Origin of the sequence: Rhodopseudomonas palustris (assembly GCF_034479375.1) — a bacterium.
GTDB classification, from domain to species: Bacteria; Pseudomonadota; Alphaproteobacteria; order Rhizobiales; family Xanthobacteraceae; genus Rhodopseudomonas; species Rhodopseudomonas palustris_M.
On the sequence record NZ_CP140155.1, the window covers coordinates 1,417,190 to 1,441,876 of the forward strand.

Consider the following 24,687-nt stretch of genomic DNA (forward strand, 5'->3'; position numbering starts at 1 on the left):
GCAACTCCTCGTCTCGGCGCATACCCGTCGCCGAGGCTTCCTTTGGTCTCCAGGAGTTCTGGAAACGACGTCAACGACTGCAGCTGTAATTTAGACCGCTATCGCTGAGGCTATGAGGAGGAGCGTGGACGGCGCGAAGGAGGGGGAGGCGCGTACGATTGCTTGCATCACCTTTCTCCTTCGGTTGCGACCGACAGAGCGGTCATAGGTGGGGTTTCTCGCGCAGGAAGGCGAGGCGCATCCTTTAAGGATTGAGTCCTTTGAAGAACAGCAACGGGGTCCATTTAGCAGCGCTGAATCCATCGATCTAGATCCCCCGAACGAGTGTTAGAAAGCTGACTTACGTAAAGTTACTGGGTAACTCATGGTTTGAAGAGAATGCCGAAGGGATTCAAGCCGTGGCGATTTCGCATTCGATCTCCTCCGCAGATGCGCATCCGCGCTCCAACAAAAGCCCGACGATTCTATCGAATGCCGTCGCTCGATCTGTGATGATCCTCTTTGCTCGCATGAAGCTTCCGTCCAAAGTCGTAGCGACATGCTGCCGGAGCAGTGGGTCCGTTTGCAGTCGCGCGAGGACTGCGTCCGGGCGCCTCGAGGACAGGTAAACGAGACTGCTGCCGAGACCGAGTGAGACCTCCATCGTCGCCGCAATCAGGGTTGCCTGTCGGAGGTCGGAATCCTCCGTACCGCCGCCGCCATCGGCATGGTCGCCGAACACAATTTCCTCGGCCGCAATGCCAGCCAGAAGGATCGCGATTTGCGCCGAGTACGCTGCCTTGCCGAGATTCCGGCCGGGAATCTGCCGCATGACCGTTCGGCCGCCAGAGCCGTCCATCCCGACCTCCCGGAAGACTTGGCTTTCAATCAGGCGGTTGCCCGACTGACCCCCGAGGAAATGGCCAACGAGCGCATGGCCAGCCTCGTGTACGCAGGCCTCGTGGAAGGCTTCTTCGGTCTGCACAATCCTGACAGGGAGGCCGTGCAGAAGGTCGGCAAAGGTCATGGGGCGGCGTTCGGAGCGAGCCTTGCGCCTTGCGTCCCGGACTAGCTGTTCGATTACAGCTCCGGAAGCGCCTTCTAGGCGCAACGCGATGTCGGCCAGATCAGCTGAGGTGCAGTCGCCTCGGAGATGGTGTCGCAGAATCCCAATGCGAGCGTCGAGGTCGGGAAGGGGGATTTTGACATGCTTTCCCAAACGGCCCGGCCGCAGGATCGCCTTGTCGATTTTATCCGGCAGATTTGTCGCCCCCACGACCACCACGCCTTCACGTCCGTCTACGCCGTCGAGGCATTCCAGGAAGGCGTTGATGACTTCTCGGGAGTATTGTTCGTGCCTTCCCTCGAGCGTTTCCCGATCCCCGAATGAATCGAGCTCGTCGATGAAGAGAATGCTGGGAGCATCCACGATGGCGTCACGGAAAGCTCTCCTCATCGCCTTTAGAAGGTCATTCAGATAGCCAGCTGCCTGCCAGCGGGCGAGCGAGTGGATATGGATCGGAACCCTGCAGGTTCGAGCCAGAGCCTGTGCGAAGGTCGTCTTGCCTGTACCGGTTGGACCAGAGATCAGGACGCCGCGATCGACATCCGCCCATGGCAATCGCCCGGCCCGATAGTCTTCGAGGTCTTTAGCAAGTTCGTGGCCCCAGACAGCTGCCTCCCCAAACCCGTGCAGATCGTCCAAGCTCGGCATGGTAACTACAGAGGATCGCCCCTGAGAGCTCCTTGCGAGCTGATCCTTCTTGACCCTCCTGAGGCTCCGCTCGATATGCAGCCTGCTTCGACCTGGCTTGATCACCATACTCAGCAAGGCGAGGGGCTCTCCCACAGCAGTGGCCAGAACTTCGTCAGCTAGGCCACGAATTCCGGCCGCACGGGAGGCTGCTTTGAGGACCGACAAGTCGGCGACTGCGAGGGGCAAAATCCCATCAGCTGCCAGGCGAAACGCCAGCGGAAAAGCGTCCTCATCGTAGGCGAAGCCGATGACGTGATCGTTTCCGGCCAACGTCTTGCCCAGGTCGTTTTCGCGAGTCTGTCGAACGGACGCCTCACTGTCCCAATGCAGGATTTCCGGACGGATGACGCGCTTCGCACGATCTGGGTTGCGATAGAGCGTGCGCCCCGCTTCCTCGAAAGTCTCACCATCGGCAGCGTTACGCAGGACGAAGCCAACGACGGAAACGCATCCGGCTAGTACGTGATGCATACGGTTCTGGCGCAGGGATCGAACCAGCAGGTGCCGCGCGACTGCCACGCCCACGTCAGTCGTCCGTTGACGTGAGACCACGCGCGATCTCGAAAGGTTTCTCAGGTTCATCGCTGTCTCCGAAGATCGAACGCTTAGTGGAGACTGGGATCGGCGTAGGGAGTACCCAGCCGATACAGACGGGAGAACGTTCTGGCGTATCCAAGCTCCGGAGAAATCACCCACAGAGCCGAGGTGTAGGCCTCCTTGTCATCGGTGATGATGGGATGGCCATTGACGACGCCGGTGAGGCACAGCTCGAGGCGCTGCGCCATTTCCCAGTTGTTCAAGATGGGCGCTCTGGCAATTCGGGCCGCGCTGGGATGATCTCCACGACGAATGCGCTCAAGGTCATCTAAGAGACGACGCAGGCGTTCGATGTCGGATCGAAGCTCGGGGACGGGAATGCGACCAGTGACCATATACGACATGACGTGCTCCATTGCTTCCGGACGCACGAGGTGCGCTCGGTGAAGGTGGACGGGGAGACAGAGGAAGGGATCAGCCGCGGAAGCGGGAGACTATGGTGCCGGGACCAATACGAGCGTCATCGAGCTCGATCTCGATGAACCGCTGCAGCGCCAGCGAGGCGACGACTGCTATCGCGTCGTGCCCGCTCCGAATGGCCTCCAGGCAGCTTGAGAGGGGCATGGAGCCGTTTTCCTCGAGTAGGGCGAGGATACGGACGCGATCGCCCAAGGAGGGGCGGTAGGCTGCGTATTGGAGGAGGTCACGGGCGTTCTCGAGCCTGATGCTCCCACGCAGCTCAGCTTCCTGGTGCGTCTCGTGCTGGTAGCCCATCGCCTGAGTTGCTTCGACAACCCATTCGGGCAGGGGCCGCTTTCCCAACATGGGCCGGGCGTCCAACAGGCTGACGCCTTCGGGTCGGGTGATTGAGAAGTCCGGGACGTGGTGGCGGTTGCGGCGGCTCAGGACCAGAGGCAGGCAGGTCCAAGAGATCACCGTTGGATCGAGGTCGAGAAGGCAGCCGACGTCGCGTGCCAACTGGGTTCGAAACATTGGACGGCCCACGCACCGCACCGTGGTCTTCGGCGGAAAGAACAGGGCACCAGCCTCGTCCTGAGCGCTCTGAAGAAACTTCGAGATTTGGTGCGGCGGACGATCGGAGCGCTGGGGTCTGGACATGAATACGCTAGTCCCAAAGCGGATTGGGCGGCATCCGCGATACCTTCAAAAGCGAGGCGTCGTGGGTATCAGCGTATGTATGAAAAGCGCGAAGCCGCCGTGCGCGGGAGGCGCTTTCGGGAGGGTTGAAGGTTGCTGGTCTCGCTTGACATGAAGAGAACAAATAGCGAACTTTGCCGACAAGTCAATAGGAAAATTACCCGACGGGTTGCGCCAACAAGCGTAGTAAGAAAAGGCAGATCCATTCTTTCAATCTCGGCTTCGACTTCTCGGACAGCCGGACCACGGTAGCGTTGCGCGATGGCTCATTCGCGATCATCCAGACCGACCAGAACGACTGGGATTGGTCGAAACTGGCATGGAATGTCGGATCGCAGTGTATTGTCGATAAAGACGCGGGCGCGGCGATCCCCTTCAACTACCTTATCCTGAAAATCTCGCCGTTCAACGATTGACCGACTGTTAAACGGAATGGTACGGCGGTGCATCAAGCAGTCGAAATGGGATAGAGACACCTTGGCATTGATTGTTCGCGATACCAGAAACGGGAAAGTCGGATATTACGTGATCGACGAGAGCGGCCGCGTCATCGGTTGTTTTGACGACAGTATCGATGGTCTTTTTGAGGCCATTGACCGCATCACGTCTGAACCCCGACGCGGCAAGAGCATTGTTGCCGTACCTTGTGACCTTCCCTTCGGTTATGCGGTGTTCTGTGTAATCGACCATGACACCGATGCAATGTTCTTCATAGTCTGCGCACCGGGGCGATTGCTTTTGAAACAATATTCAACTTTGGCTGCAGCAATCTCTGCTGCATTCGAGGATGCTAGCCTGGAACCGAATCCAGAGCCGAAGCCTCCTTCGTGAATCCGAGTGCGCAGGTGCGTCCGCGGTGGCGTAGAGCGGCTTCGACCTTGTGATGCTTGATAATCCCTGCTCGAATGAGTGCAGCATTGTCCGGATCTTCAAGGTTCAACAAACTCCCCGCGCCAAACGTTTTCTCATATTCGAGCGCAGGGGCAATACGCCGAAGCAATGCGTCGTACCGATTTATCGAGGCGACATCGCCTCGTGCTCTGATGCTCATTTCGTAAAACTCGATCATAGCCGCGACATTTGAATAATTCGTCCGTTCTTCGGCGTATTCCATCGCGTCGATCATCACACCAATAGCCATCATCGCGTCACCCGAAAACTATCTCCACCACAATTCATTCTTCAGTCGAAATGTTATCGGCGCAATAGGCGAGCTGTTTGCTGTCTGAAATCGATACTGAGGGATACCCGGACAGCCGGGTTCTGAATTTGATGTCGCACACAACGGCACGCCGTTGAGAATCAAGATAGCCTGAAACACCGTACGAAAATGTGTCCCGGCCGGAATATTCGTTATGGTGCTGACTGTTGGGGGCGCTCACACATAGAATTTGAACGGCTGACGCTCCTGTCCCTTTGCAGATCCCATCGTGAGAACATCGCCAACCATGCGCGCGAACCGAACGGTCACCGGTAAGCCGTCATTGAAGTTGCACGAATTGTAGTTGATCTTAGTAAGTCCCATGATGTCGGTAAGCACCGTACCGATGTCCGGCTTTGCAAGCTTGCTTCTCATCACGGTGATGTGGAGCGGGTTTGGTGTTTCTGGCCCAATGTATGTATCCAATTGTGGCACATATCCCGTCGTCCAGAGATAGGCAGTCTTTTCATCAAGCAGAAGCGCCGTTCCACGCAGGACCGGGTAGTCACCATCGCGAAACAACTTGGTCTCACCACCTGTCGGTCGAATTCGCACGCCGATAACATTGGTCTCCTTGGGGGAGGCCTCGACGAAGGCGTTCCACTCTTCGTCATTGAAGTAGGTCTGGCCGTGGATGAAGAGTTCGTTTGGAGGCTCGCCGTGTGTCTCGGCGTAGGTCTGTAAGACGAGGGAAAGAAGGTTTTTCGCTGCAGGTGCCCTAAGATGAAACTCATAGTCTCCGGTCTTCCATGGACCATTGGCACCGCGGAAGACGACACCATCTCCCTCGTTGAGAAACATCTGAGCCGCGCAACAGGCATGACCATTAGGATCGTTCGGTAGGCTCTTATAGACCATGCCGATATAGCAAACACCGGGTCGAACGTGGGCCAGACGCCAAGGAGGCTTCGGCTGGGTCTTGTAATAGAGACCCGTTGCCAGATTCCATGCGACGGTCGCACCGTCCTGCGTCTTTCGCTGCGGGTACCCCGCCTTGTTTACAAACGCGCCGGGCGCTATCGTCGTCTCACGAATAAGCTGTGTTGGGGCAATTGCGAGGAATTCGGCTTTGATCCTGCGATGAAAGTCCGGAACGTCCTCAAAGATGGCTTCCTCGGTCTGATCAACAACTCCCATCAGAGCAAGCAACGGAATATTCTCTTTCGCCTTCTGCCGTTTGGTGAAGTCTCCCTTTTCCATCGGCAGACCGGTCCGCTTGGACTGAGGCCTGCAACGCTCGTATACGATTTCCGGCAGCACAAGAATCCAGACATCGACCGATCGCTCGTCGTTGCGCAAGTGTTGCTTGACGCGGTCGATATACAGACGAGCAACTTTGTCCACTGCCTCGTTCAGGTTGACGATCCGGGTCGCGCGATCGATGTCCTTGAGATTGATCGAAAGAGCGCTGCATTCGTCTGGTTCGAAAGAGATTCCAAATGCCGCTTCGAGACCGGGAAAGTTCGCTAAATGCAGCCGTTCTTTCTTCTCACCCTTCACAGGCGGTGGAACTTGGACTCCAATATGGAGCAGGTGCCCCCACTTCCTGAAGTGCCCAATTCCCTCGGGAGTCCCGACCACACCAACTCGAATATCCCGAGTCTTCTTCGCCCTGGCATGGGGACCGTAGAGGAATAATCCGTCCTTAGGGTGCGGACTGAGCTGCGAAAACCCAAACTCCAGCTGTGGCTCTCCGAAATGCTCGGCTCGAAGCGACCTCTCAGGAAACTTCATACGTCAACCTCATCCTCGTCGGGGCGGCCGAGCGTGCTGGTGTCGGCTTCTTCTTCGTCTGCGTCGAGAACATCGGGAAGAGCGGTGCTCACCGGTGACGTGAACAGCATTGGAGCTGCGTCGATTACGAGCGTTGCATTGGTAGCAAGCGATAGTCGGATGTAAGCGGAGTCGCCCGACAATAGCTCCAAAAACGCGAGCATTCGCCCATGCCACTGCTTGTTACGCCACCCCTTGCAAACGTTTCTGCGCAGCCGATGCATTTTCCTGACATCATCGATGCCAAGCCCTTCTGGGGTATCATTGTCGATAGAGAACAGGACTCTTGATTTGAGCTTCATGTGCCAGAAAGGCCAGAAGTAGGGCATCGCGGTAAGCCCAAATTGCCAAATATGCCCCTTGGCAACATTGCGAAGCATGGATGATCGTCGGTCGCCCTGTTTGCCCCAAGGAATACGATGTCCAGTTGGAACCTGAGCGGCGGAGGCGTGTACACCAACTCCGTTCGAATAGTAATACTCAACGAAGCCCGTCTCTCTACAGAATGAAAGCCACGCCTTCTTGATCATGGCGACGATCAGGTTGGACGCAACCTGTCGATCGATCCCGATTGCATGGTGGCCTTGTTCGATGAATTCCAGCAACGGAATCTCGTGTTTCAGCCTGAAGCGACCAACAGACGCGAAAGCACTGTCGACTTCCGACTGATCAGCGAAGGTGACAATCCCTTCTTTCTGTTTCTCGGCGGGATAGTGAAACTCCTCGAGTGCCCGATCGAGCAATCGATCGTCGATCACACCTGACCCTTCGAAATATCGAATGAAGTCAGGTGCTTCGGCGACACGGAGCCAGTTTGAGGTCAATCGCTCCGGCTCGTCTACAAGCGGAATCGCACCGCGGCGCCTGAAGATCTCCCAGTTGGGATTAATCAATGGTTCGCCCGCAGCGCGCAGGACTCTTTGGCGCTGCAATGCGTCGAGCAGGAGGCCTACACCTTCTCCCCAACCGCGAACGAAATCCACAGTAACGGCATCCCCGACGCCCTTGACCTTCTTTCCCTGCTCGAGTCGCATCGGAATGATGAACCGGGTATCTCCGAGCTCTTTGGCCATCTCGAGTGCGATGTCCAAATCATCCTGAACGTGCTGATCGGCGAGAGTGGCATCTCGGCAAACCAGTAGGATCTTTGCCGCTCGATACTGCAGGGCTTGGTTGATCTCCCTGCGCCATCGATCGCCTGGTTGGAGCGTCAAGATGTCAGCAAATACGCGGTAGCCCTCGGCCTCGAGCTTGGGAGCGAGCCACAGGGCGAATTCGTCATCAATCGGCGATGCCTTGATCAGAAATATCGTGTCTCGTGCAGCCGCGGGAACGTTGCTGTCCGTCTTTGAAGGTAGAAGGTCCGCCAGTACAGCTGGAATTTGTCCTTGCTTTGCTAGAGCCTTTTCGACTGCCTCAGTGAGAACCGTTCCCAGGACTGCGGTACTCTGAATCCAGAGCTTTTGGTGAACTGTTTCGATGTCAGGATACTTGCGTAGGAGGGCGTTTAAATCATCTGGCCCGAAAATGTCGCCTGGGCCTTGCAACGCCGGCCCGATAACCTCGCTAAGGACGCTCTTGTTCTTTGGTGTGAGCGGTGTTGATGTCGCTAAGATGTATCGCTTCGGCTGCAAGCGCTGGATTGCTTGGCCTTCCTTCGCCATCGTCGCCTTTAGGTGCGAAAAGCCGGAGCGATGATAGTGCTTCGCCTGAAGAATGATGTCGCCATCGGCTGAAGCATGGCGACCATCCATCCCAGAGTCTGGCCCCTCGGGAAATGCCTCGAAACGCTTGCCAATCTCACGGCCTATTAAGTCGCGAGTTAAGTCTTCGAATTCGTTGTGAGACAGACTCGAAAAATCGTATGCCATAATGCCAGAATGGTCTCTGTTCATGGGCAGTCAAGAAGCCATTGATGCATGTTAGCGACACTTGGCGTTTTCCAACAACAAAACGGACTAGCTATGGATAGCCGGGATCGGCGGCTAGGAGCGTATGCTAAAATCTCCAAGCCACCAGCGCCGCAAGAAAGATCAACACGGCAGCGCAAACCGCCTGCATCCCTACCGCACTAATTCTGAAACCCCATAAGCTCACTTCAAGCTTCGGCTCACGCATGACGCAGTTCTCCATTCAATCTCTGAGAACTGGCTCGCGGGGGGATTTCCTTTTGTCCCTCGTTTTCGAATGGTCGTCAACCGTGAGCCGCATTTCATTCACGAAGGCTTTTGAAGCGGCTTTGAAGGGCCATTAAAGGCCCTTTGAAAGTTCACAGGCGTGTTGGGGCAGGGGCCAGCAAATCCGCGAGAAATGTCACAAGACTGATTCGGAGCGGACGATCCCATCGTGAAACTATCTCGCAAGTTTCTTTGGCAACTTTCCAGATGTCCCGGTTCAGGATGAACTGCACGGTTCGGGGAGGGGGACTTGGCAAACTGGAGCACAACCGTTCCGAAGCCTCGGTCTAGACGAACCGGATCGACTTCATTCACCCTTCCTCCGTGGCCAGTCGAATAGAACTGGATCCGGTCGTTTTCCGTGTCGATCGCCGCCATCGTCAAGACGCCAGAGTGGACGGCGCTGGTATCTATCGAGATCCGATTCTCAGTTACAACCGGGTACGGTGGCATCAACGGAGAGTGACCGTGAACGACAATATGCGAGAGCGGTCCCACGTGATCTAAGAACGGTGCCCTGATTTGGAGAAGAGCCGTCAAATCTTGACGGTCAATTGGATCGCTGGGGTCGATCCCAGCATGAACAAATGCATATCTGCCGATACATTCGATCAACGAGGCGGATTGAAGAATGCGGAGGTGTTCGGGATATCGAGTCTTGATGAGCGCGAGATCGTCAAAGGAGTACGAATCCGAGTTGCCCAAGTATGAGGTGAGGGTGGAGATTGCACCACGATCAAACCAGCCGTGCACCAGCCTCTGTGAAGTCAACGCGTCGCGAAAAAGGAAGTCGTGGTTGCCAATGAGGAGGCGGCTTTCGGGCCAGCGCCGGAGCGTCTCGCAAACGATATCCATCGCTCGGCGACTGTCAGGCCCACGATCAACGATGTCTCCCAGGAAATAGACTCGAGGACCCTGCGGGGCTCGAGCTGACTGATCCTCAATGAAATCGATCAGAGATGCCAGGAGGTCGGCACGTCCGTGCACGTCCCCTATGGCGCACACCGTCGAAGGCAAATCCAGCAGGGTCATGGCGCCGTCCAGTTTTGGTTTAGATTTCGCGGATCCTTACGGGACATTTGCTTCGGAAAGCTTTGCGTTCGAGAACAGGAGAGGGATGGCGGCCCCCGGATCTCCCTTGGATTGTCAGTTTGGATTTTTTGCCACCTCAACCAGGCTGGACTCGATGTTCATGATATGTTCTTATGCGCCATGTCCGATCGACCTGCAAGCTGGCGTATGCCCACCCCGAAGCAAATGGAGAAACTCGCTGCGGAAGCATCCCGGAAGGGCGCTCCGGAAAGCCGTCCATGGGGTGATATACCTGACGAGTACTGGCGAGCTGTACTTGCCGAACCACAAGCTCAGGAGAGCCCTGACGGCCGTGTAACCCGGCAGCGTCTGTCTTCGCTGGCCAGCCAGATTCTGCGCATCTCGTGTCGCCGCTGCGACCGTTTGATCGAAATCCAAACGGCGGACGCCATCCGGCTCTACGGGGAGGACGCGAGCACTGGCGACGTTGCCCGAAAGCTCCTCGGCACCATTTGCCAATCGCGCACAGGTCGCCACGAAGAAGACGGGTGCTGGCCCACAGTACGGGCGATCTGACTGACCTTCGACCCGTGAGCGTGGCATGGCTCCGAAGCACCATCCGACGCCGCTTTCCGGAGGCGACCGAAAGGCCTGAAGAACGAGCTTGGCAAAGCTCGCGCAATGACGATGATGCTCGCGGCCCGGTCGGTAGAAATCCGGGCGAGGGGCGAAGTACTCATTCAGCAGGCCGACAGTTGCTCTGCGAGAGTTGGAACGAGCGCATGTGGACTGATGGGGGAGCGGTCGATCCGTCACCGACTGAGTGCGAAGTGACCACTTGAGTGACGATCTGAGCGTTAAGATCGATGCGTTCATTGAGTCGATTTCGGATGTGACTAACGATCGATCCGAAGAAAATGCCCGGTCAACCAAACCGACATGTATGCGATGAATTCACCAATAGTTTTCAAGCGGATCGCAACTGTTCGTAATATTTTGGCGTAATCGCTCGTTCTTTCCCGTACTAATTGCTCCATGAGATATCCACTGGCGCTCTCGCGGTAGGGCCGGGCGGCATCGGTCGTCCAAGCATAACGCAGGAATTCGATCACGACATTGATATGCGAGATCGGATCGGCGACGGTGCCGCCAATCATTTTGCTGATCTCTTTGAAGAAGTATCCGGGACATTGCCCCGCTTCGTGATCGATCTTGGCCGCCATCATCAGGTTGCCGCTGGAGACCCCGATATAACCGTGTGCAGCACCGATGAGGTGGCTCATCCATTTTGTGTAAGTCTCGAAATCAATCTTCCCCCGGTTGAATGCGACGAGGAATACAGACTGCAACCATGAACTTCGACCGAAACCGAAGAACTGGCCGATCTCTCGTGTCGGAAGGTCGTCCGTGATGAGCAGGCAATCCTTGTCGAACGCAATCATGAGCGCATCAAAGATGCCCCTTGCTGGAGATCGCAGGAAGTGACGAAGCTCGTCGGGGAGCTTTTCGGAAGCGATCAGGGGGCAAATGATCGCGTGCTGTCTTGCCCAATCGATCGCAGAGTCGAGATCCTTCAGCCAAACCTGAATAACTGCCGGGGCAACTTCCGTCATGGCTAATCCGCCATCACGGTACTGCGCGCTCTTGAGACCGGACCGCGAATGTTGGTTGATTTGCTCTCGGCGGGCGTAAAGATGATCCATCGTGCTTTGTGACAGGTGGATCGGACCGCAAACATCGGAGACCGCTCCCAGCGCCTCCAGCTTCCAGCAAGTCCAGAACGCGAGCGTGTCCATCACGCATCCCGATGCCCCGTTGTCCGCGATCGCGGTGACCGCACTCTGTCGTTCAAGTTCGTTGCCGCGAGCCACCTTCAACCACAACCCTTGTCCCGCGATCCCGTTGGCGACGTCGATGACATCGCTTCCGATCCGATGACCCAAGACGGCCAAAGGCGAAATTCCGTTCAGGTACGATGATTGCTCCTGCTCGACCCAATCCCGCCTGGCCTTCAATTCGTCCAAAATCGGGGCAATGCCTTCGGGCGTTGATGCGTCGATCGACATCGACCTGATTGCGCCAACCGTAGGAAAACGAGACTCGTGATGCGCGAGAACGAAGTGATATTTCGCGACATACTTGTGCCTGATCTCCCGGATCGTTCCGGCTTTCGAATTGGCAGGATTCGTAACACGATCACCGACCTTGAGGCCCATGATCGCTCGCGAGAGCTGGTGGTCCGGCTCCCATGAGTCGGCATCTAATCTCCGGATCGCTGCGTCTGGTTCGATGATGATGAAATTCTTCTCGCCATCATCGTATTCGATGTCCACTGCTGCGTTGTCGGCGACCGCGGAGAGTTTCCAGTCTTCCTCCGCCGCCTTGATGTCCGTACTTTCTCGAAGGACCAGTCCAGAGAAGCACATCCACGCCTGAGACATGCCTTTGTTCTCTTGGAAGAGGCGGTAGGCGTATGCGACGGCCCGATCCATGTGACCGAAATTTCCAAGGAGTGCCGCAACCCGAAACCTGTCGGTCAGTCGATGGAAGCGAAGCTGCTCGATCGGACGGTCGAGTTCAGGCAGCAGGTTGTCGAGATCATCCGAGCGAAGCAACAGCTCGACTTTGAGCAGGCGCGCCGAACCGTCGTCCGGTTGGACCGCGAGCAGCTTATCGAGCGCACGACGGGATTCCGGAAGGTCGCCGATATTCCAGGAATGCGTTGCGACCAGCCAAAGTGTCTCAGGATCGTTGATAACCGCTGAACTCGCTGACGAGACCGCGTTCCGCAAGGTCTGATCGCGCCGTGCATCGGCCAGACAGCCGAGATACAGCCTCGTGGCCGGTGAGAGATGCTGCAGGTCGGCAATCGGTTCGATCAACCGTGCAGCTTCATCCCAGAGACCTTGTTCTCTCATCTCCTCGGCCACGAGATAACGAAACAGATTGCTTTCGAGCGTCGCGTCGCGCTTCGACAGCTCCCGCAAACGGGCCCATCGGTCCTCTTCATCGACGCCGCGCCTCGCATCGAGTCTCAAACGGAGGATGTCGGCCAAAATCGTGCCGGAAGGCAGTTCAGCAAGGCTCACTACGGCGGCTTCGACCCGCGGGAAATCGCGCGCGCGGAGTGCGATGTCCCCGAGTATCCGCCATTTCAACTCAAGGAAGTGGTGGTTTTCACCTGCATCGATTGCCTCGATGATGCCTATAGCTTCCTTTGGATCACGACGCGCGGCCATCTCGGCGGCGAGTAGGCGACTCTCTGGATCGGTTTCGTGACGAAGTGTCGTTTCCGCATCTTCGAACTTGTCCTGCGCCAATTGGGAGAGCGCAAGCATCTGCTTCAAAGATGGGCGATCTGGCAGGACTGGCAGCGCACGGAGGAGGAGGGCTTCGCACTCCGCTGGGTGGCCCGACAGTCGCAATAGCGATGCTGCGTTGCTCACATACGCGAAGAGATCGTAGAGATCGGCGTAGCCAGTGTCCAAACAGGATTTAGCAACGTCCAACATGTCGTTCGTCGCGCGCTCGAGGTCTTCGCGTGCGATGATCCCCGGTCGGCCGAAGAACGCATCGCCTCCGATCGCGAGCTCAAGAATGGCCAAGGCGAAGACGCGCTTGAATTCGGGCAGATCCGAATGCTTGGCGGCGATCTCGCGAGTCTTTTCCGCCCATCCCGGGATTTCTCGCTTACGCAGGAATTCGACCAATCCGAGGTCGGCATGAACGGACCCAACGAGATCGGTTGGTATCAGGCTCTCGGGATCGCCCTGCCAGCTCGATCTAGCGGCTGCTTGAAGCAGAAATGAGACGGCTTGGTCGGACCTCGGAGTGGCAGCAAGTGCGGATTGCGCGAGCGACATTGCCTCTTCAGGACGCCCTTGAATGGTGCGCGCGACGGCGAGGTTCGCTACGGCATTCGCATCCGTTGGCCGGATTTCGTAAGCCTTCTCGAACAGTCCTGCGGCCTCCTCATGACGGCCCAACGACATCGCGATCGAGCCGAGATTGGTTTCGATGCGAAATCTGGCCCAAGGCTTCGCCGACAGCTCCTCCGTTGACTTGAGCTTGATGAGACCGTCCCTGGCGGCCGGTGCAAGGTTCATGTTCCGGAAGAGGTCGCGCAATAGGTCGATCTTGCCGTGGAGGGCAGGATCTTCCGAGTTGTCAGATGGCAAAGCGATATCAGCCGGGATCACCGGTTGGAACGAGGGCTGGCGACGGGCGAATGCGTCGGCAAGTGCATTGATGGTGTCGTGGTCGAGTTTGACGGGTGACTGCGCAGACGAAGATGCGACGGCCGCCGGATTGAAGAACGCCAGCGCCGCAGGATGTTGCGATATCTTTAGTTCCAGATCCGACCATGAAAGAACTACTACCCGGAGATCGTGCCCCTCGGCCCTGAGCTCACGCTCGACCTCATTCGCGGCGTCAGTCATGCCGGTGTCGCTTGGGCATGTGGTCGCGAAGATGATCTCCTTCAGCCCGGCTTTGATCGTCAAAGCTTCAAGGCTGTCTGCAAGGATCTTCGCCTTTTGCATCGGTTTATCGATACGACGGCACTGGATTCCTACATGGTGATCTGGGTTGGCGTCCCGTCGGCCGAGGACGTCAATGCCACGCTGTTTCTGGCCGTTTCGTCCGTATTCCTGAGCATGCGGATCCTTGAGGTCTTGCTGAAAGAGGATCACACATCCGCGCTGAAATGCCTGCCAATCCTTTGGCTTCGGGATTTCCTGGGCGGCATGCCAACTGAACAACGGATCGGTGCCCCGATCGCCAAGGTATTCAGTATGAGCTTGGTCAGCTTTACGTGCCATAAGGGCAGGGTTCCTTGCGCGTCTTTTGAGGCGGCACGCTCTGAAGGCATCACTCGCACAGGGGCGCACTGGGTAGGTTTGACGGCTCCTCCCGTAAACACAAACCTCGAAACGTCAAATACGGTGTAGGGCAGTGGTTTTGTCTGTGACCCCTTTCCGGTAATGTCATGACGATGGCGCACGTGAGCCGTAGAACGCAGGATAAGGCTCAGCGGGGGCGAAAAGAAATCGATCACGGATGGCGTCACCATTTTCGTCGATCAACTTCTTTGCGATCCCTGGCAACTCAGCGCACGCCCGGGCGCAATCATCAAGGTCGATCGGCTTCTGCCCTGCGGGCGGCGGCGCGTTTAATCGGATTAATTGGTCACGGCCGATCAACAATCCGGCTTGACCGGTGGCATTTTGGCTTTGCAAATGCATCGCTGACGAGATGATCTCTGCCCAGTCCCAGAGCCCGCCGTGCAATATCTGTCCCTCACTAAATCGAATTTCGGTATCACCGGTGCCCAACGACAGGATGTGAACCTGTCGGCGCTGGATTTGATGGCAGACAAGAGCATCAACTAGCCCGATCATAACAGGGTTGTTTGCCCATACTCCGCCGTCAGCGAACATGCGTTCGCCGTTCTTATAAACCGGGAAATACGTGGGGGCAGCGGCCGTGGCCATCGCGACGGTGACCATATCTTCCTTCCAATCCATCTTGTAGTCGCGGTGGTGGGGAGTTTTAAACACGTTGACTTCAGTGAAGCCGTCAAAAGAAGGAATGCAGAGCCTACGGCTTGCATCGCCGATCTTAGATGATCCGAATATATCTCGGAGCGGCTCTTCAAGCTTCGCCGAGTCGTATCGATGATGCTGCGCGCCCTGTATCAATCGCCAAACCTTGCGAACGTTGAAGATGTTGAATCGCGCAGGTGGGAAGATGCAGGGTCCATGTATCTTGTAGAGATCGAGGATGGCTTTGGCGGTCTTTCCTATTGAGAGTCCCAACCCGATGATTCCACCGGTGGAAGTACCGGTTATCAAATCGAAGTAATCGCCGACGCATCGGCCATCAAGATAGCGACGTTCGATCAGGCTAAGCATCTCTGCGGGCAAGATGCCGCGTATGCCGCCCCCATCGATCGAGAGGATGCGGAATGGCTTGCCTTCGGGCCAATGTAACGGTTCGCGAAGCCCTTGGTGGGTTCCGCTAGACCGACGCGGCGGCTGGCTCAAGACGCTTCTCTTCTGTCGTCGGGCTGACGTGACGACCTCCGCCGCGCCATTTCTTAGTCACGAGCCATCCCTCATAGAAGTATAGCCATTCTGCTGTCCAGTGGATTGTGGTGTTAGCGATGAGGTCGTTTATGTCCCACTCGCGCAACGCCGGGCTGAACAGACACAGATACGGCAACTTCGGATCATCTCTGTTTGGATAGACGTGAGGGATCGGCCCTTCTTCATAATCGGGGTGGCTCTCAAGAAGCGGATTGAGCACCTGTACTCGCGGCTGCGCGTCGCGAAGGGATATATTTTCAAGAACCATCGGAATCCGATGCTTCACCCGCACAAGATGTTCACGCTTGTCGGGCGCAATCACTCCATGCCATTCGACGTGCGACGCACCCTTGTCTATGATCTTAAAGCTAGGCCAGCGCACGGCCATGGCTTCGATCTGTTGATCGATGGTGGTCATTCCGACAGCTCGCCTCCGCCTTCGCGCGTTGCCGCTCGGGCAGCAGTGGTGCCGCCCACGGCGGCGGCGGCAGCGCCCAGCACCTTGCCTGTGCTGCCAAGATGAAGACGGTTAGCGTCCATCTCGCGTAGCCGGGCATCGAGGGTGCTCTCGATCGCGTAGGTAGCCGCGGTTTCGCCAAACAGACGCTCCAACACCTCTTGTTGCTCTGCAAGGCTGAAATTTTCATTGCGCAACTTGTAGAGATTAACGATCAGGCGGCGGAGGTCACCATCGTATAATTCTTGCGCGGCCTCATTCTCGGGCCATCTATCGGTGAACTCGTCTGGCGGGTACGCCGGGTTGAAGACTTGCACTGTGCCGCGCGGGCCGTCGCTCTCTACCAAACGACTACGGATGTGCGACGCGATAGCGATGACCTCGTCGAGGAGGCTAGCATGGACGGTGCCGGCGTCGAGCGCCATTGCGGCCAAGGCAACTGAGGGAGGCTTGCGGCCTGTGCGATTTGGCGCGCGCCACACAATGTCCCTATTCCGCTTGAGCAACTGTAAGGCGACTACTCGGGCAGACTTCTCCTCGACCGGTACGTGGTTAGGCATCGGCTGGGTCTCAGCCTTTTCAACGATCTGGCCTTCAACCAGAAGGCGACGGCCTTTAAACAGGTCATAGAACGCTGGGTCGAAGTCAACGTGATCGTTGAAGTATTTCGCAAATCCCCACGGATTTACAGGCTTATGGTGCGTCTCACCGGTCTCTCGCTTGAAATGAAACAAGTTGCCAGCACGCTCCGGCCCCGCAATTCGCGCGATGGGCATGAGGTCAACTGTCGTGCCGTCGCCGTACTCGACGGTTACGCAGCGGCTGTTCTGCGTGACCTTACCATAGTAGCGGCTTCCTTCCTCGCCATTGATTGCGAGAAACAGCAAACTGATGATGTCTCTCGGTGGTGAATTTGGCGGAACATCCAGCTCCATCACGACGTCGACGTCGTGTTGTGCTTTTGCTACGCGCGACGCGATGGCCGTCCCGGTCGCGAAGCTTCCGCTCGGATAGCACTCGATGACCTTGTTTTCGAGGGGGCTGCCCTCGCGGTCGACATACTGGCAGAGTGCTCGGAAATTCGTTTCTGCAATTTCGTGCTTGGTTTTCGTCAGTTGTATGCGGCGCGCGACGTCCATGAGCAGGGCGTCGTAATCAGATAGCGTTGGCCAAGGACCCTGAGAGAGAACGTTCATTTGAACTCCTGGAACTAGTGGCTTGTCGGCGCCGTTCGGGCTTTGTTCTGCCACCTAGGTATCGGCCGGAGTTCCAGCAAGATTTGTTCGAGATGATTTCTTTTTGGCACAACATATTGACATTTCGTCGATGTCGTGCGCCACCAATAGACGATTCGCGCATAAGTCGAGGAGGGCGGTTTTGCGCGCGACCTTCTCAATCGGAGGTCTCGACTTTGCGATTCTCTAGTCGGCGTTGGAAGCGGGGCTGGCGTCGCCTGGCTGTCAACGGAGTCTCTAAACCGTGCATTCGCACAATTTCACTGTCCGAAAACAAATGACCCGTCTTTTTGGAAGCTCGTTGACTCGGCCATACCACCAGATTGAGCAAGTTGGTTCAATAACGGCCGCATCCTTTGTGCGCAGGCTTGAATATCCCTGGGGCATGAATCGAAGATCACTTCGTTGAAGGCGTACTGAGATCGATCGGTGTACGAGCCCATCCGGTCATACCATGCACCATCGTTCGGCTGAGCATAGTTGAAACGGGCTCGGTCTGCTGTCTGTAAACTCGCAAGGACAGCGTAAGGTGCTTCGATGCCGATAGCATTTAGATCCTGCATAAATCGCATGGCATCTTTGACTATGCTTCGCTCCACAGAAACAACTGATATCAGCGGCTCGCCGCTGGCCCGAACACATAGCCCGTCGACAGCTTCAACAATTCCGCCTCGGAACAGTTGAACATACGCACGCTCAACATTCGCGCTGCGGTTTCCGTTCGACATCGTAAGAAGGCCGTCGAAGTTGATCTTGAGTGCCTGTGACTGCCTTGATCCAATTGGATGGAAGGAGGTGTAATCCTGTTCAAGTTTTGCAATCGGAAGTGGGGCGTCACGATCAAATGCGGAGAAGGGCACGATATGCAAAACAAGAATGTCCTTGTGCATGAGCGTGACCGGAGCGTCTGCCGACGCCAGTCGGGCAAGACGGATTGCCCTGAACTCTCTAGTCCGATCCTCAATTCGAGGCGCAAGCGTAAACAATTCGCGCAGTTGGTCTACGTTCGGCTCATACTTTCCTGCTGTCGATCTAGACCAAAATCTGTTGCTATTTTCGCGAACGACACGATGAGGCGGGTTGTAGCTCCGGGCAACGCGGAGAATAAGGATGTGACCACCCTGAACCGGGACCGCCTTGGATTCGAAAGAGATGCGCGGTTGAAGCCCGGCGCGAGCTCTACTTTCGAGGCGATTTATTTCGGCATCGGAATCACCAACGAACGGTACAGGTTGGTCGGGAATTCCTTGCGTGGCGGCGATGCCAATAATGAGGTCGCCGCCCGAAGTGTTCGCCAGTGAAGATACATCCGCCAAGAATTCAAGGTCGTCACGCAGGGCGTTGCCGTAAGTCTCGCGCTTGTACTCAACGACGTTCGTTTCCGGTGCTCTAGCCGATATCAGCTCAAGGATATGTCGTTCCTCAACTTGATTGAGGGGGATATGGAGCAACGCCATCGCCTCGCTCTCCTAATGATGCTCATCAATATCGCCACAGGAGGCCCAAGAGGGCTTCCTCGGAACCCCAGGGGATTCTGAAGGATAGGGTGATCTCAGCCAGTTGTTCACCCAACAAGATCACAAGAAGCCGTCTAGATGGCAACTCCACGCTGTGCAAAGCAACAAAATCGAAGCCAAGCTCTTCTAAGAGGAAGCTGGCTAGCGCAGCCCGACCCGAGCACCGCTGAGCCGGGCGAAGACCTAGCCGGGATGAAGACCTTGTACTCCTGCCGGAAAGGAAGTCTCGATCTCGATGCCGTTTGCCGTCGCAATGACCCGTGCTGCAAAGAACTCTTGCCGCGAAACCAGCCATCGGCCGCTAAGGCCGACGCGGTTGGGTTCGTTCGCATGGCCACAAACGACAACCGACATGTTAGGCGAGCCTCGAGGACTTGGTGCGGCCGACCGGTGCTGGATCGAGGTGGTCAAGGGAAAGGGGGGTGTGTGTCCGGGGGGACTGTGGCCAGCCACCTTAAGTTGCCCTAGACGCGCTTTAGGCACCCATCAGCGGTCCGAACGTTTCTCAAGCGCTTCTCGGGCAAACCAGGCTTCGGGCTGAACTTGGATCAAAGGCTGCCAGCGGCCCGCCAGCAGACGCGGACGAGAATTCCGATTCTCTGAAGCGCGACGGTCTTATGGGATGTGCCGCGACGTTCATTTGGGATGAAGTGCAGTCTTATGGGGTGCGCAACAACATCGATGGTCCCGGAGCGCCGACAACAATCCGTAATTCGCATAAGGTATATTATGGAATATATAAATGAACCAATTGAGCCAGAGACTTGGCTGGAATTCCAGAAGTGCTGACGCGGTCTGCCGCCGGCCGGCATGCCATTGCTGCGCATCGCTCGTCCTCGGCGGCTGCAAGCGCGCCGTGGGCCGCGCTCCGTCCGGCCCAACCCTGACCGTCGGCCGAAGCGCGCCGTCGGACTGCGTCCGTCCATCCGGCCGCCGGACCGGTTCGTCCATTCCAGCGCCGTCGCGTCGCCGGAAATCGCTTGACCGCGTTGGGCCGAAATGTTGACCAGAGACCCGTCGACTCGACGGGTCGGTTCGCACAAGAAGACGGCTTGGCAGGAGGATTCAGGATGAGCGTTTCGCGCAGGACATTGTTGCAGGCATCGGCGGCGGCAGCGCTCGGCGGCATCGGCGCGCCATGGGTGGCGCGCGCGGCGGAGGCCGAGTTCGTCTACAAATACGCCAACAACCTGCCCGACACCCATCCGATGAACGTCCGTGCCCGCGAGATGGCGGCGGCGATCAAGGCCGAGACCAATGGCCGGGTCCAGATCGACATTTTCCCGAGCAACCAGCTCGGCTCCGACACCGACATGCTGAGCCAGATTCGCTCCGGCGGCGTCGAGTTCTTCACGCTGTCCGGCCTGATCCTGTCGACGCTGGTGCCGGCGGCCTCGATCAACGGCATCGGCTTCGCGTTCCCGGATTACGACACGGTCTGGAAGGCCATGGATGGCGAGCTGGGCGCCTATGTCCGCGGCGAGATCAACAAGGCCGGCCTGGTGGTGATGGACAAGATCTGGGACAACGGCTTCCGCCAGACCACCACCTCGACGCGGCCGATCACCGGCCCGGACGACTTCAAGGGCCTCAAGATCCGCGTGCCGGTGTCGCCGCTGTGGACCTCGATGTTCAAGGCGTTCGACGCCTCGCCCGCCTCGATCAATTTCAGCGAGGTCTATTCGGCGCTGCAGACCAAGGTGGTCGAAGGCCAGGAGAATCCGCTCGCGATCATCTCCACCGCGAAGCTCTATGAAGTGCAGAAATACTGCTCGCTGACCAACCACATGTGGGACGGCTTCTGGTTTCTCGCCAACCGCCGGGCCTGGGAACGGCTGCCGGCCGATCTGCGCGAAATCGTTGCCAAGAACATCAATGCCGCCGGCGTCAATCAGCGCGGCGACGTCGCCAAGCTCAACGCCGGGCTGAAGGACGAACTCGCCGGCAAGGGCCTGACGTTCAACCAGCCGACCATCGGGCCGTTCCGCGACAAGCTGCGCGCCGCCGGCTTCTACGCCGAGTGGAAAGGCAAATATGGCGAGCAGGCCTGGTCGCTGCTGGAGAAATCCGTCGGCAAGCTAGCCTGATCCGTCGCGATGACCCACGCCGAGATTCCGCAAATGGCGGCTGGCCAGCCGCTCGGGACTGCAACGCGCAAGTCGCTGATCAGCGCGCTGGAGTCCGGGCTGGGGCTGCTGGTCGAGATTCCCGCGGCCCTGTTGGTGGTCGCGGAAATCGTCGTGCTGTTTGCCGGCGTGGTGTCACGCTACGTGTTTCACAGCCCGCTGATCTGGTCGGACGAACTCGCCTCGATCCTGTTCCTGTGGCTGGCGATGTTCGGGGCGGCGGTGGCGTTCCGCCGTGGCGAACACATGCGGATGACCGCGCTGGTGGCAGCCGCCTCACCGCGCCTGCGGGCATTTCTCGACCTCGTCGCGATCTGCGCGGCGCTGGCGTTCCTGCTGCTGATTGCGGCGCCGGCCTTCGAATACGCCTATGAGGAAAGCTACATCACCACGCCGGCGCTGTCGCTGTCGAATGCCTGGCGCGCCGCCGCGCTGCCGGTCGGCACGGCGTTGATGACGCTGTTCGCGGCGCTGCGGTTGATCCGGTTCGGCGACTGGCGGCTGGTGGCCGCTGCCGCCCTCACCGTCGCCGTACTGATCGGCGCGTTCTGGCTGGCGCAGCCGCTGTTCAAGCCGCTCGGCAATCTCAATCTGGTGATTTTCTTTGTCGGCGTGGTCGCTTGTTGCGTGTTCGCCGGCGTGCCGATCGCATTCGGATTTGGCCTCGCGATCTACGGCTATCTGGCGCTGACCACTTCGACGCCGTTGATGGTGCTGGTCGGCCGGATGGACGAGGGCATGAGCCATCTGATCCTGCTGTCGGTGCCGCTGTTCGTCTTCCTAGGGCTGTTGATCGAGATGACCGGGATGGCGCGCGCCATGGTGGCGTTTCTCGCCAGCCTGCTCGGCCATGTCCGCGGCGGCCTGCATTACGTGCTGGTCGGCGCGATGTATCTGGTCTCCGGCATCTCGGGCTCCAAGGCCGCCGACATGGCCGCGGTGGCGCCGGTGCTGTTTCCGGAAATGAAGGAGCGCGGCGCCAAGCCGGGCGATCTGGTCGCCCTGCTCGCTGCCACCGGCGCCCAGACCGAGACCATTCCGCCGAGCCTGGTGCTGATCACCATCGGCTCGGTCACCGGCGTGTCGATCGCGGCGCTGTTTACCGGCGGGCTGCTGCCGGGCGTGGTGCTGGCGATCACGCTGTCGATGCTGGTGTGGTGGCGCTATCGCGGCGAGGACCTCAGCCATATCAAGCGCGCCAGCGGCGCCCAGATCGGCAAGACCCTGATCATCGCCCTGCCCGCGCTGGCGCTGCCCTTCGTGATCCGCGCCGCCGTGGTCGAAGGCGTCGCCACCGCCACCGAAGTCTCGACCATCGGCATCGTCTATGCGGTGTTTGCGGGGATTCTGATCTACCGGAAGTTCGACCTGAAGCGGGTGATGCCGATGCTGATCGAGACGGCGGCGCTGTCCGGCGCGATCCTGCTGATCATCGGTACCGCCACCGGCATGGCCTGGGGCCTGACGCAGTCCGGGTTCTCGCGGGCGCTGGCCACCGCGATGACCGGCCTGCCCGGCGGCCCGGCGACCTTTCTGGCGGTGTCGATCGTCGCCTTCGTCATCCTCGGCAGCGTGCTCGAAGGTATTCCGGCGATCGTGCTGTTCGGGCCGCTGCTGTTTCCGATCGCCCGCGCAGTCGGCATCCACGAAGTGCACTACGCCATGGTGGTCATTTTGGCGATGGGCATCGGATTGTTCGCACCGCCGTTCGGGGTCGGCTATTATGCGGCGTGCGCGATCGGCCGGGTCGATCCGGCCGAGGGCGTGCGCCCGATCCTGGGTTATCTGCTGGCGCTGATGGTCGGCCTGATCATCGTCGCCGCGGTGCCGTGGATTTCGATCGGGTTTCTGTGAGGCGTTGCGGGTCATCAGACGCGCCGCCATTGTGAAGTGAGAGGCAGGTTCGTCATGAGCGCTCCGCAAGGTCACTACAGCATCGGGCTGGACAAGACGCCGGCGAATTACGTGCCGCTGTCGCCGCTGAGCTTCCTCGAACGCACCGCCAACGTCTATCCGGACCACACCAGCGTGGTCTATGAGGGCCGTCACTACACCTGGAAGGAGACCCGCGCGCGCTGCCGCCGCTTCGCCTCCTGGCTGTCGCGCAGCGGCATCGGCCGCGGCGACACGGTGGCGTTGATGCTGCCCAACGTGCCGGCGATGGTCGAGGCGCATTTTGCGGTGCCGATGGCCGGCGCGGTGCTGAACGCGCTCAACATCCGGCTCGACGCCCCGGCGATCGCGTTCCAGCTCGAGCATGGCGGCGCCAAGCTCATCCTGGTCGATCCGGAATTCGCCGCGGTGATCGCCGATGCGCTGAAGCTGATGAAGGGCCCGAAGCCGCTGGTGATCGACGTCGACGACAAGATGTTTCCCGGCCACCACCGCATCGGCGAACTCGAATACGAATACGCCGTCGCCTCCGGCGATCCCGGCTTCGTCGGCCAGCGGCCGCAGGACGAATGGGATGCGATCGCGCTCGGCTACACCTCCGGCACGACGGGCAATCCCAAGGGCGTGGTGACGCATCATCGCGGCGCCTATCTCAACGCCGTCAGCAATATTCTCGCCGCCAATCTCGGCGCGCATCCGGTGTATCTGTGGACGCTGCCGATGTTCCACTGCAACGGCTGGTGCTTCCCGTGGACGCTGGCCGCCGCGGCCGGCGTCAATGTCTGCCTGCGCAAGGTCGATCCCGCCAAGATCTTCGATCTGATCCCGCGCCACGGCGTCACCCACATGTCGGGCGCGCCGATCGTCTACAATGCGCTGATCAACGCGCCGGAGGCGCCGAAGGGCGCGGCCGCTAAGCCCGTGGTCGGCCTGATCGCCGGTGCCGCGCCGCCGGTCGCGGTGCTGGCCGGCGCCGAGCAGGTCGGCATCAAGCTGACCCATGTCTACGGCCTGACCGAAGTCTACGGCCCCGCCTCGGTCTGCGCCGAGCAGCCCGGCTGGGACGATCTCAGCGTCGCCGAGCGCGCCCAGCTCAAGCGCCGGCAGGGCGTGCCCTACCCGCTGCAGGAAGCCGTCACCGTGCTCGATCCGGAGACGATGCAGGAAGTGCCGCGCGACGGCGAGACCATCGGCGAGGTGATGTTCCGCGGCAACATCGTGATGAAGGGCTATCTCAAGAACGAGAAGGCGACCCGGGAAGCGCTGGCCGGCGGCTGGTTCCACACCGGCGATCTCGGCGTGCTCGACGCTCACGGCTACGTCATCATCAAGGACCGCTCCAAGGACATCATCATCTCCGGCGGCGAGAACGTCTCCTCGGTCGAGGTCGAGGACGTGCTGTACAAGCACCCGGCGATCCTGTTTGCCGCCGTGGTCGCCAAGCCCGATCCGAAATGGGGCGAAGTCCCCTGCGCCTTCGTCGAACTGAAGGACGGCGCCAGCGCCTCGGAGGCCGAAATCATCGCCTATTGCCGCGAGCATCTGCCCGGCTTCAAGACGCCGAAGACCATCGTGTTCTCGGCGATCCCCAAGACCTCGACCGGCAAGATCCAGAAATTCATGCTGCGCGATCAGGTCAAATCGGCGAAGGCGATTTCGGAGTAGTTACTTCACGTCATTCCGGGCAGACAAGCGCCGCGGCGGGACAGCTTCACGTTCGTCATTCCGGGGCGTGAGCGAAGCTCACGAGCCCGGAATCC

General features: G+C 58.5%; 17 protein-coding genes and 1 pseudogene. 6 read left to right on the top strand and 12 right to left on the bottom strand.

What is annotated here, in order from left to right:
* Positions 1 to 391: 391 nt before the first annotated feature.
* From SR870_RS06270 to SR870_RS06280, 3 genes are all read right to left on the bottom strand, one after another.
* Complete coding sequence (locus tag SR870_RS06270) at positions 392 to 2,317, bottom strand: AAA family ATPase (protein ID WP_322517159.1); 1,926 nt, start codon at positions 2,315 to 2,317, stop codon at positions 392 to 394.
* Between the two features lie 23 nt (positions 2,318 to 2,340).
* Entirely contained in the window at positions 2,341 to 2,676 is a 336-nt protein-coding gene (locus SR870_RS06275; protein ID WP_322517160.1) for a DUF6634 family protein, read from the bottom strand.
* 70 nt (positions 2,677 to 2,746) lie between these two features.
* Positions 2,747 to 3,391 (bottom strand): hypothetical protein, encoded by a 645-nt coding sequence (locus SR870_RS06280; RefSeq protein WP_322517161.1) that lies wholly within the window; start codon positions 3,389 to 3,391, stop codon positions 2,747 to 2,749.
* Positions 3,392 to 3,684: 293 nt separating this feature from the next.
* On the opposite strand from SR870_RS06280, the gene SR870_RS06285 reads away from it, so the two are divergent.
* Positions 3,685 to 3,846, top strand: coding sequence for a hypothetical protein (locus SR870_RS06285; protein WP_322517162.1), 162 nt, complete (start codon positions 3,685 to 3,687; stop codon positions 3,844 to 3,846).
* Positions 3,847 to 3,907: 61 nt separating this feature from the next.
* Positions 3,908 to 4,261: a hypothetical protein gene (locus tag SR870_RS06290; protein WP_322517163.1), complete on the top strand. Its 354-nt coding sequence runs from the start codon at positions 3,908 to 3,910 to the stop codon at positions 4,259 to 4,261.
* Here the strand turns inward: SR870_RS06290 and SR870_RS06295 are convergent.
* The 4 genes from SR870_RS06295 to SR870_RS06310 all read right to left on the bottom strand — a co-directional run bounded on the left by SR870_RS06295 (position 4,221) and on the right by SR870_RS06310 (position 9,613).
* The gene (locus tag SR870_RS06295; RefSeq protein WP_322517164.1) at positions 4,221 to 4,571 is read right to left on the bottom strand and encodes a hypothetical protein; all 351 of its coding nucleotides are present in this window, start codon (positions 4,569 to 4,571) and stop codon (positions 4,221 to 4,223) included. The two genes, SR870_RS06290 and SR870_RS06295, sit on opposite strands and share 41 nt — an antisense overlap.
* Before the next feature lie 237 nt (positions 4,572 to 4,808).
* Complete coding sequence (locus SR870_RS06300; RefSeq protein ID WP_322517165.1) at positions 4,809 to 6,365, bottom strand: hypothetical protein; 1,557 nt, start codon at positions 6,363 to 6,365, stop codon at positions 4,809 to 4,811.
* A complete protein-coding gene (locus SR870_RS06305; protein ID WP_322517166.1) occupies positions 6,362 to 8,299 on the bottom strand; it encodes a toll/interleukin-1 receptor domain-containing protein in 1,938 nt (645 codons plus the stop codon). Before SR870_RS06305 ends, SR870_RS06300 begins: the two co-directional genes overlap by 4 nt.
* A gap of 321 nt (positions 8,300 to 8,620) precedes the next feature.
* Complete coding sequence (locus SR870_RS06310; protein WP_322517167.1) at positions 8,621 to 9,613, bottom strand: metallophosphoesterase; 993 nt, start codon at positions 9,611 to 9,613, stop codon at positions 8,621 to 8,623.
* Positions 9,614 to 10,214: 601 nt separating this feature from the next.
* Between SR870_RS06310 and SR870_RS06315 the strand changes: the two are divergent.
* Positions 10,215 to 10,434, top strand: a pseudogene (locus tag SR870_RS06315) (hypothetical protein); the annotation flags it as partial.
* 75 nt (positions 10,435 to 10,509) lie between these two features.
* Here the strand turns inward: SR870_RS06315 and SR870_RS06320 are convergent.
* From SR870_RS06320 to SR870_RS06340, 5 genes are all read right to left on the bottom strand, one after another.
* Complete coding sequence (locus SR870_RS06320) at positions 10,510 to 14,433, bottom strand: PIN domain-containing protein (RefSeq protein ID WP_322517168.1); 3,924 nt, start codon at positions 14,431 to 14,433, stop codon at positions 10,510 to 10,512.
* Positions 14,434 to 14,598: 165 nt separating this feature from the next.
* Positions 14,599 to 15,657: a CBASS cGAMP-activated phospholipase gene (locus SR870_RS06325; RefSeq protein WP_322517169.1), complete on the bottom strand. Its 1,059-nt coding sequence runs from the start codon at positions 15,655 to 15,657 to the stop codon at positions 14,599 to 14,601.
* Positions 15,632 to 16,117, bottom strand: a complete 486-nt coding sequence (locus SR870_RS06330; RefSeq protein ID WP_322517170.1) for a hypothetical protein — start codon at positions 16,115 to 16,117, stop codon at positions 15,632 to 15,634. Before SR870_RS06330 ends, SR870_RS06325 begins: the two co-directional genes overlap by 26 nt.
* Complete coding sequence (locus tag SR870_RS06335; RefSeq protein ID WP_322517171.1) at positions 16,114 to 17,352, bottom strand: nucleotidyltransferase; 1,239 nt, start codon at positions 17,350 to 17,352, stop codon at positions 16,114 to 16,116. The genes SR870_RS06330 and SR870_RS06335 overlap by 4 nt, the downstream gene beginning before the upstream one ends.
* Before the next feature lie 299 nt (positions 17,353 to 17,651).
* Complete coding sequence (locus tag SR870_RS06340) at positions 17,652 to 18,848, bottom strand: ATP-binding protein (protein ID WP_322517172.1); 1,197 nt, start codon at positions 18,846 to 18,848, stop codon at positions 17,652 to 17,654.
* 1,130 nt (positions 18,849 to 19,978) lie between these two features.
* On the opposite strand from SR870_RS06340, the gene SR870_RS06345 reads away from it, so the two are divergent.
* The 3 genes from SR870_RS06345 to SR870_RS06355 are packed head-to-tail and all read left to right on the top strand — an operon-like array spanning position 19,979 to position 24,592.
* A complete protein-coding gene (locus SR870_RS06345; RefSeq protein ID WP_322517173.1) occupies positions 19,979 to 20,995 on the top strand; it encodes a TRAP transporter substrate-binding protein in 1,017 nt (338 codons plus the stop codon).
* A 9-nt stretch (positions 20,996 to 21,004) separates the two neighbouring features.
* Positions 21,005 to 22,888: a TRAP transporter large permease subunit gene (locus SR870_RS06350; protein WP_322517174.1), complete on the top strand. Its 1,884-nt coding sequence runs from the start codon at positions 21,005 to 21,007 to the stop codon at positions 22,886 to 22,888.
* A gap of 54 nt (positions 22,889 to 22,942) precedes the next feature.
* The gene (locus SR870_RS06355; protein ID WP_322517175.1) at positions 22,943 to 24,592 is read left to right on the top strand and encodes an acyl-CoA synthetase; all 1,650 of its coding nucleotides are present in this window, start codon (positions 22,943 to 22,945) and stop codon (positions 24,590 to 24,592) included.
* Positions 24,593 to 24,687: the final 95 nt, after the last annotated feature.